The organism is Fulvimarina manganoxydans, from assembly GCF_900176465.1.
GTDB classification, from domain to species: Bacteria; Pseudomonadota; Alphaproteobacteria; order Rhizobiales; family Rhizobiaceae; genus Fulvimarina; species Fulvimarina manganoxydans.
In genome coordinates this window covers 13,085-28,270 of record NZ_FWXR01000009.1, presented here as the reverse complement: position 1 = coordinate 28,270, position 15,186 = coordinate 13,085, and the positions used below count along the sequence as shown (strand labels likewise).

General features: G+C 62.2%; 14 protein-coding genes. 11 read left to right on the top strand and 3 right to left on the bottom strand.

Annotated elements, in window-relative coordinates; translation table 11 throughout:
- Positions 1-15 precede the first annotated feature (15 nt).
- Positions 16-687 (top strand): YggS family pyridoxal phosphate-dependent enzyme, encoded by a 672-nt coding sequence (locus B9A15_RS11290; protein WP_084410192.1) that lies wholly within the window; start codon positions 16-18, stop codon positions 685-687.
- The gene (locus B9A15_RS11285; RefSeq protein ID WP_084410191.1) at positions 684-1,469 is read left to right on the top strand and encodes a hydroxypyruvate isomerase family protein; all 786 of its coding nucleotides are present in this window, start codon (positions 684-686) and stop codon (positions 1,467-1,469) included. Before B9A15_RS11290 ends, B9A15_RS11285 begins: the two co-directional genes overlap by 4 nt.
- 144 nt (positions 1,470-1,613) lie before the next feature.
- On the opposite strand, the gene B9A15_RS11280 is transcribed toward B9A15_RS11285, so the two are convergent.
- A complete protein-coding gene (locus tag B9A15_RS11280; protein WP_084410190.1) occupies positions 1,614-2,012 on the bottom strand; it encodes a hypothetical protein in 399 nt (132 codons plus the stop codon).
- A 181-nt stretch (positions 2,013-2,193) separates the two neighbouring features.
- Between B9A15_RS11280 and B9A15_RS11275 the strand changes: the two genes are divergently transcribed.
- The 7 genes from B9A15_RS11275 (at position 2,194) to B9A15_RS23385 (ending at position 10,439) form a co-directional block, all read left to right on the top strand.
- Positions 2,194-3,336, top strand: coding sequence for an AI-2E family transporter (locus B9A15_RS11275; protein ID WP_084410189.1), 1,143 nt, complete (start codon positions 2,194-2,196; stop codon positions 3,334-3,336).
- Positions 3,337-3,481: 145 nt separating this feature from the next.
- On the top strand, positions 3,482-3,868 hold the full coding sequence (locus tag B9A15_RS11270) for a DUF1761 domain-containing protein (protein ID WP_170923267.1): 387 nt from the start codon (positions 3,482-3,484) through the stop codon (positions 3,866-3,868).
- Positions 3,869-4,089: 221 nt separating this feature from the next.
- On the top strand, positions 4,090-6,036 hold the full coding sequence (acs, locus tag B9A15_RS11265; RefSeq protein ID WP_084410187.1) for an acetate--CoA ligase: 1,947 nt from the start codon (positions 4,090-4,092) through the stop codon (positions 6,034-6,036).
- 181 nt (positions 6,037-6,217) lie between these two features.
- Positions 6,218-7,756: an alkaline phosphatase gene (locus tag B9A15_RS11260; RefSeq protein ID WP_084410186.1), complete on the top strand. Its 1,539-nt coding sequence runs from the start codon at positions 6,218-6,220 to the stop codon at positions 7,754-7,756.
- 78 nt (positions 7,757-7,834) lie between these two features.
- Positions 7,835-8,275 carry a hypothetical protein gene (locus B9A15_RS11255; protein ID WP_084410185.1) on the top strand — a complete coding sequence of 147 codons (441 nt, stop codon included), beginning with the start codon at positions 7,835-7,837 and terminating at the stop codon, positions 8,273-8,275.
- A gap of 38 nt (positions 8,276-8,313) precedes the next feature.
- The gene (locus B9A15_RS11250) at positions 8,314-9,006 is read left to right on the top strand and encodes an ABC transporter ATP-binding protein (protein WP_084410184.1); all 693 of its coding nucleotides are present in this window, start codon (positions 8,314-8,316) and stop codon (positions 9,004-9,006) included.
- Positions 9,003-10,439 carry an FtsX-like permease family protein gene (locus tag B9A15_RS23385; protein ID WP_244556911.1) on the top strand — a complete coding sequence of 479 codons (1,437 nt, stop codon included), beginning with the start codon at positions 9,003-9,005 and terminating at the stop codon, positions 10,437-10,439. The genes B9A15_RS11250 and B9A15_RS23385 overlap by 4 nt, the downstream gene beginning before the upstream one ends.
- Before the next feature lie 114 nt (positions 10,440-10,553).
- On the opposite strand, the gene B9A15_RS11240 is transcribed toward B9A15_RS23385, so the two are convergent.
- Entirely contained in the window at positions 10,554-11,117 is a 564-nt protein-coding gene (locus B9A15_RS11240) for a TlpA family protein disulfide reductase (RefSeq protein WP_084410183.1), read from the bottom strand.
- A 443-nt stretch (positions 11,118-11,560) separates the two neighbouring features.
- Between B9A15_RS11240 and B9A15_RS11235 the strand changes: the two genes are divergently transcribed.
- Positions 11,561-12,391: a lytic murein transglycosylase gene (locus B9A15_RS11235; protein WP_084410182.1), complete on the top strand. Its 831-nt coding sequence runs from the start codon at positions 11,561-11,563 to the stop codon at positions 12,389-12,391.
- A 93-nt stretch (positions 12,392-12,484) separates the two neighbouring features.
- On the opposite strand, the gene B9A15_RS11230 is transcribed toward B9A15_RS11235, so the two are convergent.
- A complete protein-coding gene (locus B9A15_RS11230; protein WP_084410181.1) occupies positions 12,485-13,219 on the bottom strand; it encodes a glutathione S-transferase in 735 nt (244 codons plus the stop codon).
- Between the two features lie 411 nt (positions 13,220-13,630).
- On the opposite strand from B9A15_RS11230, the gene B9A15_RS11225 reads away from it, so the two are divergent.
- The gene (locus tag B9A15_RS11225) at positions 13,631-15,130 is read left to right on the top strand and encodes a globin-coupled sensor protein (RefSeq protein ID WP_084410180.1); all 1,500 of its coding nucleotides are present in this window, start codon (positions 13,631-13,633) and stop codon (positions 15,128-15,130) included.
- Positions 15,131-15,186 lie beyond the last annotated feature (56 nt).

The window sequence follows — 15,186 nt, the reverse complement described above, 5'->3', positions numbered from 1 at the left end:
TCATCAGGTCAGGCGATGTCCGTTTCCGAACAATACAACGAAGTCCGCGAGGCCATCGACAAGGCCGTTCGCGAAGCCAATCGCTCGCCCGAGGAGGTCACGCTCGTCGCCGTCTCAAAAACCCATGGCGAGGAGGCGATCCTGCCTGTCATCGAAGCGGGGCAGCGCGTCTTCGGAGAGAACAAGGTGCAGGAGGCGAAGGGTAAATGGCCCTCGATCCGCGAGCGCTATGACGATATCGAATTGCGTCTGATCGGCCCCCTGCAATCCAACAAGACCGGCGAAGCGGTGGCCCTGTTCGATGTGATCGAAAGTGTCGATCGGGAGAAGATCGCACGCGAAATCGCCAAGGAGGTCGCGAAACAGGGGCGGGCACCGCGCCTCTATGTGCAGGTGAACACCGGCGAAGAGGAGCAAAAGGCCGGAATTGCGCCGAAGGACGCCGTCGCCTTCGTCGAGCGCTGCCGCAGCGAGCATGGCCTTACCATAGAAGGCCTGATGTGCATTCCGCCCTTCGAGGACAATCCCGGCCCCCATTTCGCGCTCCTCGCCAAGCTCGCCAAGGAGGCCCGCGTAGAGAAGCTCTCCATGGGCATGAGCGGCGATTACGAGACCGCGATCGCCTTCGGAGCGACCAGCGTGCGGGTCGGGACGGCGATCTTCGGCGCTCGCGAAACCGCCCAATGAGCGGGCCGACCCGGCTCCGCCTGTCCGCCAATCTCGGATTTCTCTGGGCCGATCTGCCATTGGCCGAAGCGATCCACCGCGCCGGCCGCGCCGGCTTCGACGCCATCGAATGTCATTGGCCCTATGATGAGCCGATCGCGGATGTTTGCGCGGCGCTCGGCGAGACGGGGCTGGCGATGGTCTCGATCAATGCACGGAAGGGGCCGAATCTCGATGATTTCGGTCTCGCTGCATTGCCGGGCCGGGAGGCTGAAGCCCGTGCCGGGATCGAGGAGGCGATCGCCTATGGCGCTGCGATCGGCGCCAAGAGGGTCCATGTTCTGGCCGGGCGGATCGAGGCGAATGATGTATCAAGGGCGTGTTTCGTCGAAACATTGCGCTTTGCCGCTAAGCGCGCGTCACGCCGCGACATGGCGATCCTGATCGAGCCGATGAACCGGCGCGATGCGCCAGGCTATTTTCTGTCGACGATCGAGCAGGCAGCCGAGATCGTCACGCAGGTTGGGGAGCCCAACTGCCGCATCCTCTTCGATTGCTATCACGTCCAGATCAATCAGGGCGATCTTCTGCGCCGTTTCGAGGCCCATCGCGATCTCATCGGCCATGTCCAATTTGCCGGCGTGCCGGAGCGCGGGGCGCCCGACTTGGGCGAACTCGCCTATGAGCGGCTTCTGCCGGCGATTCGCAATCTCGGCTATGAAGGAGCCTTCGGTGCCGAATATCGCCCGGGCGGTCCGACGGAAGACAGCCTCTCCTGGATGAAGGCCTTCGGCCGAAGCTGACGCGAAGACCTCCTCTCTTATACCAGCGGACATATGAAAGCATCGCTTTCGAATGTTCGCTGGCAGGCCGAGCGGCGTCTGCACCCTTCGCCGGAAGTAGATCGACCCGAGGGGCCACTTCACTCGCCCGTCGGCATTACTGGATCATTCCGCCGCACTCATGGTCGTTGCAGGCTTTCGCGTTCCGGTCCGTGCGACGACCAGCGCAAAAAGCACCATGGAGGCGAGAATGATGATCGAACCGGCCTTCGCAAGCGCTTCGGTCCGGCCGTCGATGGCAAGGACGATCCCCGGCGTCAGGACGAGGACGCCGACATGGGCGGCCACGACCTGGCTGCGGGCGAGCCAGCCGGAAGCTGCGACCGGAAACAGGCTGTAGAAACTGCCGTAAAGGGCCAAAGACACCCAGCCGAGCAGGTTCAGATGGCCGTGGGCGGCGGCGAGCGAATGATCGCCGCTCGCCGACATGACGATACCGAATATCATACCCGCCGCCGCATAGATCGCAGCGCCGAGCCAGCATGCACGCGCAAGACCGTTCATGACGATGCCTTTCGAGAAATCACAGAGTCAAGAGGGGGTGAATCCTCTGCTGCCCTTGCGTCAGGATAGCGGGTCCCTTGCGTATTGGATAGGGGGTGGTCGAACGCCCTTCGTCGCCTAACGGTCTTAAGCGCAACCATTTTCGCTCCCGCTCCTTTGAAGAGAGCGGAGAGGGTGACGCATGAATTCGACAGACAATCTCGAACTGGCACGCAAGACGGCCGTGGTGTCGCTGACGGCATCGATGATCGTCGGACTTCTGGTCGTTCTTTGGCTTGCCGCGCCAGCGGTCCTTCTGATTTTCGGCGGCGCACTCCTGGCCGCGATCTTCACGGCGCTTGCCCGGCCGCTGCAATGGGCCGGAATGCGGCGAGGCTTGGCAGCGACCATCGTCGTCATCCTGTTCTTCGCCGCGATCGTCGGAGCGATCTTCTATGGCGGCGTGAAACTCGTCAGCGACTTCAATATGCTGTGGGAGCAGCTTCGCAGTGAGTTGAACTCGCTCGCGGACATGCTGCGCGAAGCCGGCCTTCACGTCGCGGCGGGGTCTAAGGACGAGCCGGGCATCCAGGCGCTTCTTCCCGATCCCTCCGGCATCTTCTCGTCGGCCTCCCAAGCGGTCTTCTCGGTACTCGGCGGGCTCGGCAATGTCTTCGTTGTCGTCGCTGTCGCGCTGTTTCTCATCGCTCAGCCGGAGCTTTATGCGCGCGGCCTCGTCAGCCTGTTTCCCAAGCCGCTGCGGCCGCGCATCGCCGAGACGATCAAATGGGCGGCCGAAGAGCTGATCCTCTGGGTCTGCGGCACCGGCATCTCGATGGCGACGGTCTTTGTCGTCACCTGGATCGGCCTCGTTCTCGTGGGCATGCCCAGCGCCTTTCTCCTGGCGTTCCAGGCCGGGCTCCTTGCCTTCATCCCGACACTCGGCCCCTTCATCGCTGGCATCCCCATCGTGCTCGTCGGCATGTCGGAATCCATGTCGATGGCGCTCTGGGGTGTCGGCGTCTATGCCCTCGTCCAGACGGTGGAAAGCAATCTCTCCCAGCCGATCGCCCAGCGCTACACCAGCGCCCTGCCTCCAGTCCTAACGATCGGCGCCCAGATCGTCTTTGGCGTCCTTCTCGGCACGCTCGGCATCGTCTTTGCGGTGCCGTTGGTGGCCGTGCTCCTGGTTTTCGTCCGCAATCTCTATGTGGAGGACATGCTGGGCGGGCCCGCGGGCGGTGACCATGTCACCGGCAGCGAAGGCGACGAGGTGATCGCCGAAGTCATGCCGATGGACGAGGCCGTGCCGAGCGAGGGCCGTGACCGGCAGTCGGACCGCTGATCGCCGGTCTTTGCGCCGGGTTCGAAACGAAGCCCGGCTCCGCTGGTTTGATCAGAACCAATCACGTTCTGCGGCCGATCCCGGCCTCTTTGTGATCTTTCAGACCGCTCTCAATCCAAAATTCTGGAGTCAGCCGATCATGGGCATGTCCGCCGTCAGTCCTATCGCCATCCTTCTCGCAGCACTCGTCGCCTTCATCTTCAGCTTCGTCTGGCACCGTCTCTTCGAGAAGTCCTGGATGACGGCTGCCGGCTACAGAGGCCGTCCCGCTTTGAAAGCCGGCCCTCTCGTCGTCGTCTTCGTGGCCTTCGTGGTCATGGCCGGCATGCTGTCGGGGCTCAACGCCCATATCGGCGACGACCTTCAGAGCGCCTTGATCAATGCCGTGCTCGCCTGGGCCGGATTTGTCCTGGCCGCCATCGTCGTCGATCACTCCTTCGAGGCCCGCTCGCGCAAGCTCACCTTGATCAACGGCATCCACTGGCTGGGCGCTTTCCTCCTCATGGGGTTCGTTCTCGCTATTGTCGGCTGATCTTGCGCGACGGGTCATGGACAACCCTTCGTCGCGTGCCATGTCCCTGAAGCAAGCAATGCCGCAGCAGGTCGCGGGTGGCATATAGGCCCAATGGCTGAGATCGTCCGTGCCCAAAGTAGCATGGAGGATCGCTGGACCCGGGCGCCTTTCGCCGACTATTTTCCGCGGCGAGAGGCCGTCCTGCGGCGGTCGTTGACAAGATCTGGGAGGTGACTTCGATGACGACGATACCGGTCAAGGACGAGTGGAAAGCGCACACCAAGGTGGATGAGGCGACCTACGAGGCTTGGTATAAGAAAAGCGTCGAGGACCCGGAAGGCTTCTGGGCCGAGCATGCCAAGCGTCTCGACTGGGTGAAAGAGCCCACCAAGATCAAGAACGTCAACTACATGTATCCCGACGTCTCAATCAAATGGTTCGAGGATGGCGAGCTCAATGTCTGCTACAATTGCGTCGATCGTCATTTGGAAAAGCGCGGCGATCAGACGGCGATCCTTTGGGAGAAGGACGAGCCGGGCGACGCTGAAACGATCAGTTTTAAGCAGCTGCATGCCCGCGTCCAGAAATTCGCCAATGTCCTGAAGGAACTTGGCATCAACAAGGGTGACCGCGTCGTCATCTATCTGCCGATGATCCCGGAAGCGGCAATCTCGATGCTGGCCTGCGCTCGCATCGGCGCCGTCCATTCGGTGGTTTTTGCCGGCTTCTCGTCGGACGCGCTCGCCGACCGCATCAACGGATCGGGCGCCAAGCTCGTCATCACCGCCGACGAAGCCCCGCGCGGAGGCCGCAACACGCCGCTCAAGGCCAATGCCGACAAGGGCCTCGCCAAATGCGAGGACAGCGTCAAATGCTTGGTCGTCCAGCGCACCGGCGGCGACGTCGCCTGGAACGAGGGTCGCGACTTCTGGCTTCATGAGGTGTCGGAAAAGGTCGGCGACGAGTGCCCTTGCGAGACGATGAATGCGGAAGATCCGCTCTTTATCCTCTACACATCCGGCTCGACGGGTAAGCCGAAGGGCGTCGTCCACACCAGCGGTGGCTATCTCGTCTATGCGTCCTTCACCCACGAAGTCATCTTCGACTACAAGGATGGCGACATCTATTGGTGTACCGCCGATGTGGGCTGGGTCACGGGCCACAGCTATATCGTTTACGGGCCGCTTGCCAACGGCGCGACGACGCTGGTCTTCGAGGGCACGCCGGCTTATCCCAGCGCCTCGCGTTTCTGGGATGTCTGCGAGACCCACAAGGTCAATCAGTTCTACACCGCCCCGACCGCGATCCGCGCCCTGATGGGCAAGGGCGACTCCTTCGTTGAGGGTAAGGATCTCTCCTCGATCAAGATCCTCGGCACGGTCGGCGAGCCGATCAATCCGGAAGCTTGGAACTGGTATTACCGCGTCGTCGGCAAGGAGCGCTGCCCTGTCGTCGACACCTGGTGGCAGACCGAGACCGGCGGTGTTCTCATCACCCCGCTTCCAGGCGCCCATGCCCTGAAGCCGGGGCTTGCCTCCAAGCCGTTCTTCGGCGTCCAGCCTGTGATGCTCGAGCCCGAAAGCGGCAAGGTCATCGAGACGACGGAAGCCGAAGGCGTTCTGGCGATCAAGGATTCCTGGCCCGGCCAGATGCGCACGGTGTTCGGCGATCATGAGCGCTTCATGAACACCTATTTCCAGCAATATAAGGGCTATTACTTCTCAGGCGATGGCGCGCGCCGCGATGCCGATGGCTATTGGCAGATCACTGGCCGCGTCGACGACGTGATCAATGTCTCCGGCCATCGCATGGGCACGGCCGAGATCGAGTCGGCGCTGGTCGCCCATGAGAAGGTGTCGGAAGCGGCCGTCGTCGGCTTCCCGCATGATCTCAAAGGTCAGGGCATCTATTGCTACGTCACGCTGATGTCCGGCACCGAGCCGAGCGACGCTTTGCGCGAGGAATTGATCAAGCATGTGCGCGGCGAGATCGGCCCCTTCGCCAAGCCGGATGCGATCCAGTTCGCGCCGGACCTACCGAAGACCCGTTCGGGCAAGATCATGCGCCGCATCCTGCGCAAGATCGCCGAAAACGACACCGGCTCGCTCGGCGACACCTCGACGCTCGCCGATCCGTCGGTGGTGGACGACTTGATCGCGAACCGCCAAAGCGCGTCGGCGAGTTGAGCCACGGAGGCTTCGGCTTCAAAGGCTATAAAGAGCCGCGCCGGGCCGTCCGTCGCGGCTTTTATTATGTCTTTGAGACGGTTGCCGCAATGCGGCGCCGTGTTGTGTAAACGTCATCAAGCTTCGTTATGCCCCTCCCTCACAGGCGCTCAACTCTTGGCGCCCAACAGGAGAGGGATTGATGAAAACCGCGATGATTGCTGCCGTCTCGACGGCGCTTCTGACAACCACCGCCTACGCTCAGGATGCCGCTTCGTCCTCCGTCCGCCAAGCCGAGTCCAGCTGGTACAAGGATGGGCAGGCGCGGATTCAGGAGATGCTCGCCCGCCAGCCGAACACCAATCGCGCCAAGAATGTCATTCTGTTCGTCGCTGACGGAAACGGCGTTGGCACGAATTTCGCGATTCGTCTCTTTGCGGGTCAGAACCAGGGCGAGATGGGCGAAGAGCACGTCCTGCCTTACGAGACTCCTGACTTTCACAGCGCGCTTGTGAAGACCTACAACATCAACGCCCAGACGCCCGATTCCGCGCCGACCGCCGGTGCGATGAACAGCGGTGTCAAACAGCGCTTCAACACGATCAACCTGTCCGAAGAGGGCCGTCACGACAATTGCGCCTCCGAAGAGGGCAATCGCCTGACCACCTTCGCCGAGCTGGCCACTGAGGCTGGAAAGTCGGTCGGAGTCGTTTCGACCGCCCGTATCACCCATGCGACCCCGGCCGGTGTCTATGCCAAGACAGCTAATCGGGATTGGGAAGCTGAAGCGCCGGAGGGGTGCACCGACATCGCGACCCAGCTCGTCGATCAGATGAAGGCCGGCGTGGTCGACATCGCTCTTGGCGGCGGCGGCGGCATGTTCTTCTCGGAAGGTGCCAATACGGAAGGCGCCTATAAGGCCAAGCGCACGGACGGCAAGAACCTCGTCGAGAATGCGACCGACGCCGGTGCGCAGTATGTCTATGACGCCACGACCCTGTCCGGGGCCGATATGTCGGGCGAGAAACCGGTGCTCGGCCTCTTCAAGGACAGCCATATGAGCTACGAAGTGGACCGCCCGGAAAGCGAGCCCTCGCTGACCGATATGACCAAGGCGGCGATCGACTATCTCAAGACCAACGATCAGGGCTTCTATCTCGAAATCGAGGCGGGCCGCGTCGATCATGCCAATCATGACGGCAATGCCTATCGCACCCTGTCCGATGGTGAGGAATTCGCTCGCGCCATCGCTCTGGCCGACGAGTTGACCGACGACGAAGATACGCTCCTCATCGTCACGGCCGACCACGAGCATGCGATTGCCTTCAATGGCTATTGCGGTCGTGGCAACCCGATCCTCGGCATCTGCTACGATGTTGACGCGGAAGGCGTGAAACATTCCGATACGCCGCTCCTGGCAGACGATGGCAAGCCCTATACCGTGATCGGGTATCTGAATGGCGCAGGTTCGATCCTGACGCCGAAGGAAAGCGCCGAGGGCGGCGAGGTCTTCTCCGGTTCGCGTCCGGACGTGACCGAGGACGAGGCGACGGACGTCGACTACATCCAGCAGGCTCTGATCCCGATGAGCTCGGAGACCCATTCGGGTGAGGATGTTGCCGTCTATGCCAAGGGCCCCTGGGCGCATCTCTTCGATGGCACGATCGAGCAGAACTACATCTTCCACGTGATGCATTACGCGGCGATGGACGCGTCCGCCGAAGGCGCTTCCGGACAGTAAGTCCGGAGCTATTCGACAACGATGAAGGATCGGGGGCGCCGATGGGCGTCCCCGTCCATCTGAGACAGGAGCGATGCGATGACGACGAACCGCCGGCAAGTCTTGGCATTCGGAGCGGCAAGCTTTCTGATCGCCGCCCGGCCCATGCCCGTTTTCGCCGAGACCGAGATCATCAAGCTGCGCGACCTCTACGAAAAGGATCAAAGCTTTACCAAGCTTGCCAAGCGTCTCGAGGGCCAGCGCGTCGGGGTCGAGGGCTATATGGCTCCCCCCTTGAAGGCTGAGTCGAACTTCTTCGTTCTCACCAGGCGGCCGATGGCTGTCTGTCCCTTCTGCGAGTCGGAAGCGGATTGGCCCGACGACATCCTGGCTGTCTACGCCAAAAGGGTCGTCGATGTGGTTCGCTACAACGTCAAGCTGGTCACGACCGGCCGGCTTGAGCTCGGCGCTTTCACCGATCCCGAAACGGGTTTCGTCAGCCGTGTACGGCTTGCGGATGCGACATTCGAGCGGGCCTGACCGGACGCATCGGTTCTTTAGCAAAAAGGAAACAGGCGATGAGCGAGGGGACACTTCGGGTCGCCAATCTTGAGGTCCGAGGCGAGGGCGATCGTCGGCTTTTGGCGGTTCCCGACCTGTCGATCACGAGCGGCGAAACCGTCGTCATCGAGGGTCCGTCGGGTGCCGGCAAAACGACGCTGCTTTTTGCGATCGCCGGCTTGCTTGATCGGGCCAAGGGCCGGGTGGAATGGGACGGCGACGAGATTCTTGCGCGCTCAGCGCGCGAACGGGCCGCTTTTCGCCGTGAGCGCCTCGGCCTCATCTTTCAGGAGCATCATTTGTTCGACGAGGTGGGGCCGCTCGTCAATGCCGGGATCGCCGCGCGTTACGGCAGCAAGGCTAATAAGCGCAAGGCGATCGTCGAGCGGGCTCGGACCCTCCTTCAGCAATTCGGCATCGCCGACGATGCCCGCAGCGTTGCGAGCTTTTCCGGTGGCGAGCGCCAGCGGATCGCCGCTGCGCGCGCATTGGCCCACGATCCCGCCGTCATCCTTGCCGACGAGCCGACCGCCTCGCTCGATCGGGCGAATGCAGACCGGCTGATCTCCGATTTGATGGGTTTTGCCCGCGCATCCGGGAAGACGCTGATCGCTGTCAGCCATGATCGGCATCTGGTCGAAGCGGCCGATCGGCGTGTGCGGATCGTCGACGGAGAGATCGTTTCAGTTCCGGAAGGAAGCGTGTCATGACCGCAATGACCCAATGGTGGGCCGGCCTTGCGGCAACGACTCAGGACCTAATCTGGCTAGGGCTCCTCCTGTTGCCAGGCGCAGTCGTCGCTGCGTGTCTTCTTACAGGGCATCGCCCGGCCGGGCTCTCTTTCGCCATTTTGCGCCGCTTTCGCTTTACGAGCCTTCTGTTTCTCTCCCTTATCGCGGTGTCGGTCGCGATTGGCACGGGTTTGATTGCCCAGGAACGAGGCCTGCGCGAGGCGACGGCGCGGGCTGCCGATCCCTTTGATCTTGTGGTTGCGGCGCCGGGCAGCGAGATCACCATGCTGCTCGCCGCCGTCTATCTGCGCCCGTCCGATGTGCCGCTCCTGTCGGGAGCGGCCTATGACGAAATCGCCCGCGACGACCGTGTGGCGATCGCAGCGCCGATCGGCTTCGGCGATTCCGTGGATGGTGCGCCTGTGGTCGGATCGACGGCCGAATTCGTCGCTCATCTCAGCGGGAATCTGGCCGAAGGCCGGTTCTTCGAGGACCATTTCGAAGCGATTGCGGGAGCGTCGGTTCCGCTTTCGATCGGAGACCGCTTTTCGCCTCAGCACGGGATGGGCGAGGCGGACGACGATGACGAAGATCATGCCGGGGGTGAGGATCCCGATCACGACCGCGACCACCAAGGCGAAGCCGGTCAGGGCCATGCGCTTGAGGCAGAGGGCGAGCCGGACCACTCGCATGAGCATCACCACGCCCATGAGGGATTCAACTATACCGTCGTTGGGCGGATGGTCCCGACAGGGAGCCCCTGGGACAAGGCGGTCATCGTGCCGATCGAGGCCGTCTGGGAGATCCACGGCTTGCCGAACGGCCATGCGCCCGAACGGGAGGAACAGGTCGGGCCGCCTTTCGATCCGGCCTATTTCCCCGGCACGCCAGCCGTGCTCGTCAAACCTAGAGAGCTTTATCAGGCCTATGCGCTGCGTGCCGATTTTCAGCGCGACGACATGATGGCGTTCTTTCCGGGCACGGTTCTCTCCGAGCTTTATTCGGTGCTCGGCGATGTGCGGGAGGCCATGTCGCTGATGGCCGTCCTCACACAGTTTCTCGTCACGGCGGGCGTACTGGCGGGGCTCGCCATCTTGTCGCGCCTCTTCTCACGCCAAATGGCGCTGCTGCGCGCCATCGGCGCGCCGACGCGCTTCGCCTTTTCGGTCATTTGGCTTCATGCCGCCACGCTCATTCTGGGCGGCGCGATCTTGGGGCTTGGGCTCGGTTATTTGGCAGCGAGAGCGATCTCTGGGCTCGTCGCGGAGCGGACGGATATTGCGGTTTCGGCAAGCATCGGCTGGAGCGAACTCCATCTCGTCGCAGCCTTTATCAGCCTGACGCTGATCTTTGCGCTTCTTGCGCCGCTCGCGGCTTTGGCGCGACCGATCGTCAAGGACTTGCGCGCCTGAGCGCCATGCTCCGAGGGTTGGCTATAGTATCGTCGGAAGGATAGCGCCCAAAGTGTTCGTCCTTTGCGGGGCGAGTGTCGGACGGGCGATAAGTCTGCCCATCCGCCTCCCGCCTCAGAGTCCGATCAACCGAAGCAGGTCTCGGCGGCGATCCGGCGATTGCCAGTCGACCGGCCCCTGATGGCGCCAGAGCACCGCGCCGGAGGGTGCCAGCACGAGCGTCGTGGGATAACCGAAGACGCGAAGGGCCGAGCCGGGATTGCCTGCCTGGACCTTCAAGACATCGAGATCGGGAAGGTTGAGGCGCGCGGAGAGGAAGCTCGAAACCCGCTCGAATGACTTGCTGTCGACAGACACGACGAGAAACCGCTCCCGCGCGCCTGCCTTCGAGAGTAGGTCGGCAAACTCGGCGAGCTTCGGTAATTCGGTGAGGCAGGGCGCGCACCAGGTCGCCCAAAGATGGACGATGACGGGTCCGGTCTCAATCAGCGTGGATAAGTCGAAATCGGTGCGGCCATCGGTGAGGGCGAGGCTCGAAAGATCGACGCGCTCGCTCTCCTGCGCGAAGGGCGCTTGCGTCCCGAGACCAATCCCAAGGACCCCAACAAGAAGCGTCAGGCCTGCCCCTCGCAGCAAGGATCGGCGGGTGCGCGCCCGACATCTGTTGTTCCCGTGCATTGCGTTTTGTCCTTTCTGCCGGCGGATGCGGGGTCCGCTTAATCGCGACGCGAGTTGCGATGAGCTATTCGCTAGGACAGCCGCTTCCCGAACAAGATGACGGTATTGCGGGTAACCGACGTCTCGATGACAGTTGCGTTTCGGTTCTTCGGCCGTGACTGGGCCGTCTCGATGGGCCGCCAGCCTCCATTTGGCGCATGGCGCACCAGATGCAGAAATGCAACGCGATCACCCTTTCGTCAGTTTGGCCATGACCGTCAATCTTTTGCCGCTCTCTTGCGGCGGGTACGGCTCGCGGCGGAAGACGATGTCCTTTCGTCTCTCAGCTGGCTTTGCAAACGCTTCGGCCCGTCCGGGGACGAGGTGGCAAGCTCGAAGCCATGTCTGCCTGCCAAGTTTCACATCGTCCGTGCCCGAACCGGGCCAGCCGAGAGGACCATTCGATGATCGCCTTCAAGACCACGCTCAAGACCCTTGCGGCAGGAGCGGCGCTGGCGCTTTCCCTGATCGCATCGCCGAGCCTTGCCGCCTCCTGCGGCAACGGCCCCGGCGGTTTCGACCAGTGGAAGGCGGAATTCGCTCAGACCGCCCAGGCCAATGGCGTCGGCTCGCGCGGGCTTCAGGCCCTCGCCAATGCCCGCTACAACAACAAGACGATTTCCATTGATCGCGCGGCCCAGAAGGGCGGCTCTGCCTTCACGATGAGCCTCGACACCTTTCTGAAGAAGCGCGGCGGCAATGCGATCGTCAGCGGCGGCAAGCAGCGCCTGCGCCAGAATCAGGCCATGTTCAACGACATCCAGCGCCGCTACGGCATCACGCCCGGGCCCTTGCTGGCGATCTGGGGCATGGAGACCGGTTTCGGCCGCTTCATGGGTTCGGAGAATGTCGTCTCTTCGGCCGCGACCATCGCCTATGACTGCCGCCGGACCGACTTCTTCAAGCCGCATCTGATCGCCGCGCTCCAGCTTGTCGATCGCGGTGGCCTGTCTGCCAATTCCAAGGGCGCCGGCCACGGCGAATACGGCCACACCCAGTTCCTCGCCGGCAATATCATGCGCTATGGCGTCGATGCCGACGGCAATGGCCGGGTCGATCTGTCCTCGCTGCCCGACGCGATGTATTCGACCGCCAACTTTCTGCGCTCCCATGGCATGACGCCGAACTACCAGCCGGGCCAGGCCGGGTTCCAGGGTATTCAGGGCTGGAACGCAGCGCCGGTCTATCAGCAGGCGATCGCCAAGCTCGGCGCGGAGATCGACGCCTCGCGCTGACGCTTCGTCGACTTGCACCACATTCAGGAGGGCGGCTCGCAAGGGTCGCCCTTTTTCATGTTCGGGCCAGCGCGTCGACCGCTGCAAGGCTTCTCAGTTTTCCGCGTCGAGTTCGGGATAGTACCGGAAGATGCCGTCCTCGTTGAAGGCCATGCGCCGGTCGCTGGACAGATAGTCTCGAAGGCGATGGTCCTCGCGTAGCCGGGCGACCAGCGCCATCACCTTCGGCCAGCTATCGCTGGCTGAGGCCATGCGCTTTGGGAAGGCATAGCCAAGGCCCTCGATAGAGTGGAAGAGGCCGAGGTCCACATAGGACAGCCGGTCGCCGACCAGCCAGTCCGGGCCTTTCGGATTGGCCGTCAGGACCCGCTCGTACCAGTTCAGGAATTTTGGCAGGCGCTCCCGGCGAAAGCCCTCGGCCCGGCGCTTGGCCTCCGGTTTCTGCTCTTCGTAATAGAGCCCCGTCCCCACGGGATGGTGGACGTCGTGGATCTCGGCGACGAAGTCGGCCGTCGTCAGGGCGAGCGAGCGAGCAAACAGGCGCAAGGCCTCTTCGCGGGGCGCAAGGCCATTCCGCTCGGCGACATAGATGCAGCATTCGGCCGTTTGGGAGACGAGCCGATCGCCATCCACGAGGAAGGGCGGCGCGAAGGGGATCTTGCCGTCGATCCCCGATTTGATGACCGTCATCATGGCGTCGATCCCGCCGCCCTCTTCGACCGGAAGCCGTGCAATGTCGCGGTAATCGACATCGGCGACCTCCAAAACGAGGCGAACGAATTCGCCTCGTCCAGGGATCATAGGCCAATAGTATAACTCGACCGGCATTGGCTCTCCTTCAATAGCAGGCTGTCAAACTGAGACAGTTAAGACGGCTCGGTGACCTTGATCGTTGCACAGGTCTGATGTCCCACTCGGGCATGATTTTGCGGGGGCTGACAAGGGTTTCGGCGAGCAATTGATATGGCTCCCACACGAACTGTTCCTGTTCGGCGACCGTCTATATTTTTGTTATTCGCGTTGGAACCAATTTCAAATCCGGATATATTTAAGATTAATCCAGAAAATATTGAAGTAAGATCCAAAAATATTTTAGTTTATGCATGAATATGAGCGAGCCGGTCTACCTATTTGCCAGCAAAACACTTCGTTTGTCCGAGAGAAAGACCGTAATATTGGCATATTTTTAATCTCCTTTGGCTACGATCCAGGCGTTGATCGAACGAACTGGACCCAGAGATGACGTCTTCTGCCCAACCCCGCGCAGCGGTTGCTGAAATTGACCAAAAGACGCTGGAGGCGATGCGTCGTATCCAACCGGTCGTCGAGTCTAAGCTCGATGGGGCTTTGGATCATTTCTACGCCATCGTCTCCAAGAATCCGGCTATGCGCCGCTTCTTCTCTTCCGACCAGCAGATGGGCGGGGCAAAGAGCAAGCAGCGGAGCCATTGGGAGGGTCTGGCGCGGGGTGAGATTGGCGAAGCCCACGCCCAGCGCACGGTTCGGATCGGTCATGCCCATGTACGCATCGGCCTGGAACCCAATTATTTCGTTGCCGGCTATGGCGCGCTTCTCGGCAAGCTTGTTCATGACGTCATCACCGATGCATGGCCGAAATCCGCCTTCGGCGGCGGGCGCGGTAAGGGCAAGGATTTGGCCGAATCGGTCGACGCGGTCATTCGTCTCGCTCTTCTCGACATGGAAATGTCGATCATGACCTATCTCGACGAGCTGACCCGCCAGGCGGCGGAAAAGGCGCGCCAGGAGCAGGAGGAGCGCGCCGCGTCCATGCGCAATCTGGTGCTCGGCGAGATTGGATCGGCGCTGAACCGGCTGGCCGACGGCGACCTGTCTCAGCCGATCACAGCGGATATTCCACCGGAATTCGCCTCGGTGAAAAACGATTTCAACCGGGCGCTCGACTCTCTTGCTTCACTTGTTTCCTCGGTTCGAGGGTCTGCCCAGATCGTCGATAGCGGCGCGGGCGAGATCGCGACGGCCTCCGACGATCTGTCGCGCCGGACCGAGCAGCAGGCAGCGAGCCTGGAGGAAACCGCCGCGGCCCTGTCCGAACTGTCTCAGGCCGTGGACCAGTCCTCGCGCCGTGCGGGCGAGGCCTCCTCGACGGCGAAAGCTTCCATGCAGGATGCCCGCGGCGCCGAAGAGATCGTCAAGAAGGCCGTCGAGGCCATGAGCCGCATCGAGACCTCCTCCACGAAGATCGGCATGATCATCGGCGTGATCGACGAGATCGCCTTCCAGACCAATCTCCTGGCGCTGAATGCGGGCGTCGAGGCTGCCCGAGCCGGCGAGGCGGGTCGCGGCTTTGCGGTCGTCGCCCAGGAGGTTCGCGGTCTTGCCCAGCGCTCGGCGGAGGCCGCGAAGGAAATCAAGGGCCTTATCCAGGCAAGCTCCGATGAAATCGGGGTCGGGGTGGATCTCGTTGGCAATACCGGTATGGCACTGTCGAAGATCGTCGAGCGGGCGCGCGAGATCGAAGGCGTCGTCGACGACATCGCCCGCACCGCCGGCGAGCAGGCGACCGCGATTTCCGAAGTCAACACGGCCATCAATCAAATGGATCAGAGCACCCAGCAGAATGCCGCCATGGTCGAGCAGTCGGCCGCCGTCGCCGGTCAGCTGCGGCAGGGCGCGGCTGAGCTCATGGAGCTGATGACAAAACTGAAGATCGCCGATGCGGGAAGCCCGGCGGGTCGGTCACTCCGACGCGCCGCCTGACGAACGGGTTCAGGGCAAGGCATGACGATCGACGGTCCTGGTCACCTGACCGGGAC

Coding starts and splice junctions, on each gene's coding strand:
- B9A15_RS11230 (WP_084410181.1), bottom strand. CDS start 13,219: ATGCCGGTCGAGTTATACTATTGGCCTATGATCCCTGGACGAGGCGAA.
- B9A15_RS11225 (WP_084410180.1), top strand. CDS start 13,631: ATGACGTCTTCTGCCCAACCCCGCGCAGCGGTTGCTGAAATTGACCAA.
- acs (WP_084410187.1), top strand. CDS start 4,090: ATGACGACGATACCGGTCAAGGACGAGTGGAAAGCGCACACCAAGGTG.
- B9A15_RS11235 (WP_084410182.1), top strand. CDS start 11,561: ATGATCGCCTTCAAGACCACGCTCAAGACCCTTGCGGCAGGAGCGGCG.
- B9A15_RS11290 (WP_084410192.1), top strand. CDS start 16: ATGTCCGTTTCCGAACAATACAACGAAGTCCGCGAGGCCATCGACAAG.
- B9A15_RS23385 (WP_244556911.1), top strand. CDS start 9,003: ATGACCGCAATGACCCAATGGTGGGCCGGCCTTGCGGCAACGACTCAG.
- B9A15_RS11270 (WP_170923267.1), top strand. CDS start 3,482: ATGTCCGCCGTCAGTCCTATCGCCATCCTTCTCGCAGCACTCGTCGCC.
- B9A15_RS11255 (WP_084410185.1), top strand. CDS start 7,835: ATGACGACGAACCGCCGGCAAGTCTTGGCATTCGGAGCGGCAAGCTTT.
- B9A15_RS11275 (WP_084410189.1), top strand. CDS start 2,194: ATGAATTCGACAGACAATCTCGAACTGGCACGCAAGACGGCCGTGGTG.
- B9A15_RS11260 (WP_084410186.1), top strand. CDS start 6,218: ATGAAAACCGCGATGATTGCTGCCGTCTCGACGGCGCTTCTGACAACC.
- B9A15_RS11280 (WP_084410190.1), bottom strand. CDS start 2,012: ATGAACGGTCTTGCGCGTGCATGCTGGCTCGGCGCTGCGATCTATGCG.
- B9A15_RS11285 (WP_084410191.1), top strand. CDS start 684: ATGAGCGGGCCGACCCGGCTCCGCCTGTCCGCCAATCTCGGATTTCTC.
- B9A15_RS11240 (WP_084410183.1), bottom strand. CDS start 11,117: ATGCACGGGAACAACAGATGTCGGGCGCGCACCCGCCGATCCTTGCTG.
- B9A15_RS11250 (WP_084410184.1), top strand. CDS start 8,314: ATGAGCGAGGGGACACTTCGGGTCGCCAATCTTGAGGTCCGAGGCGAG.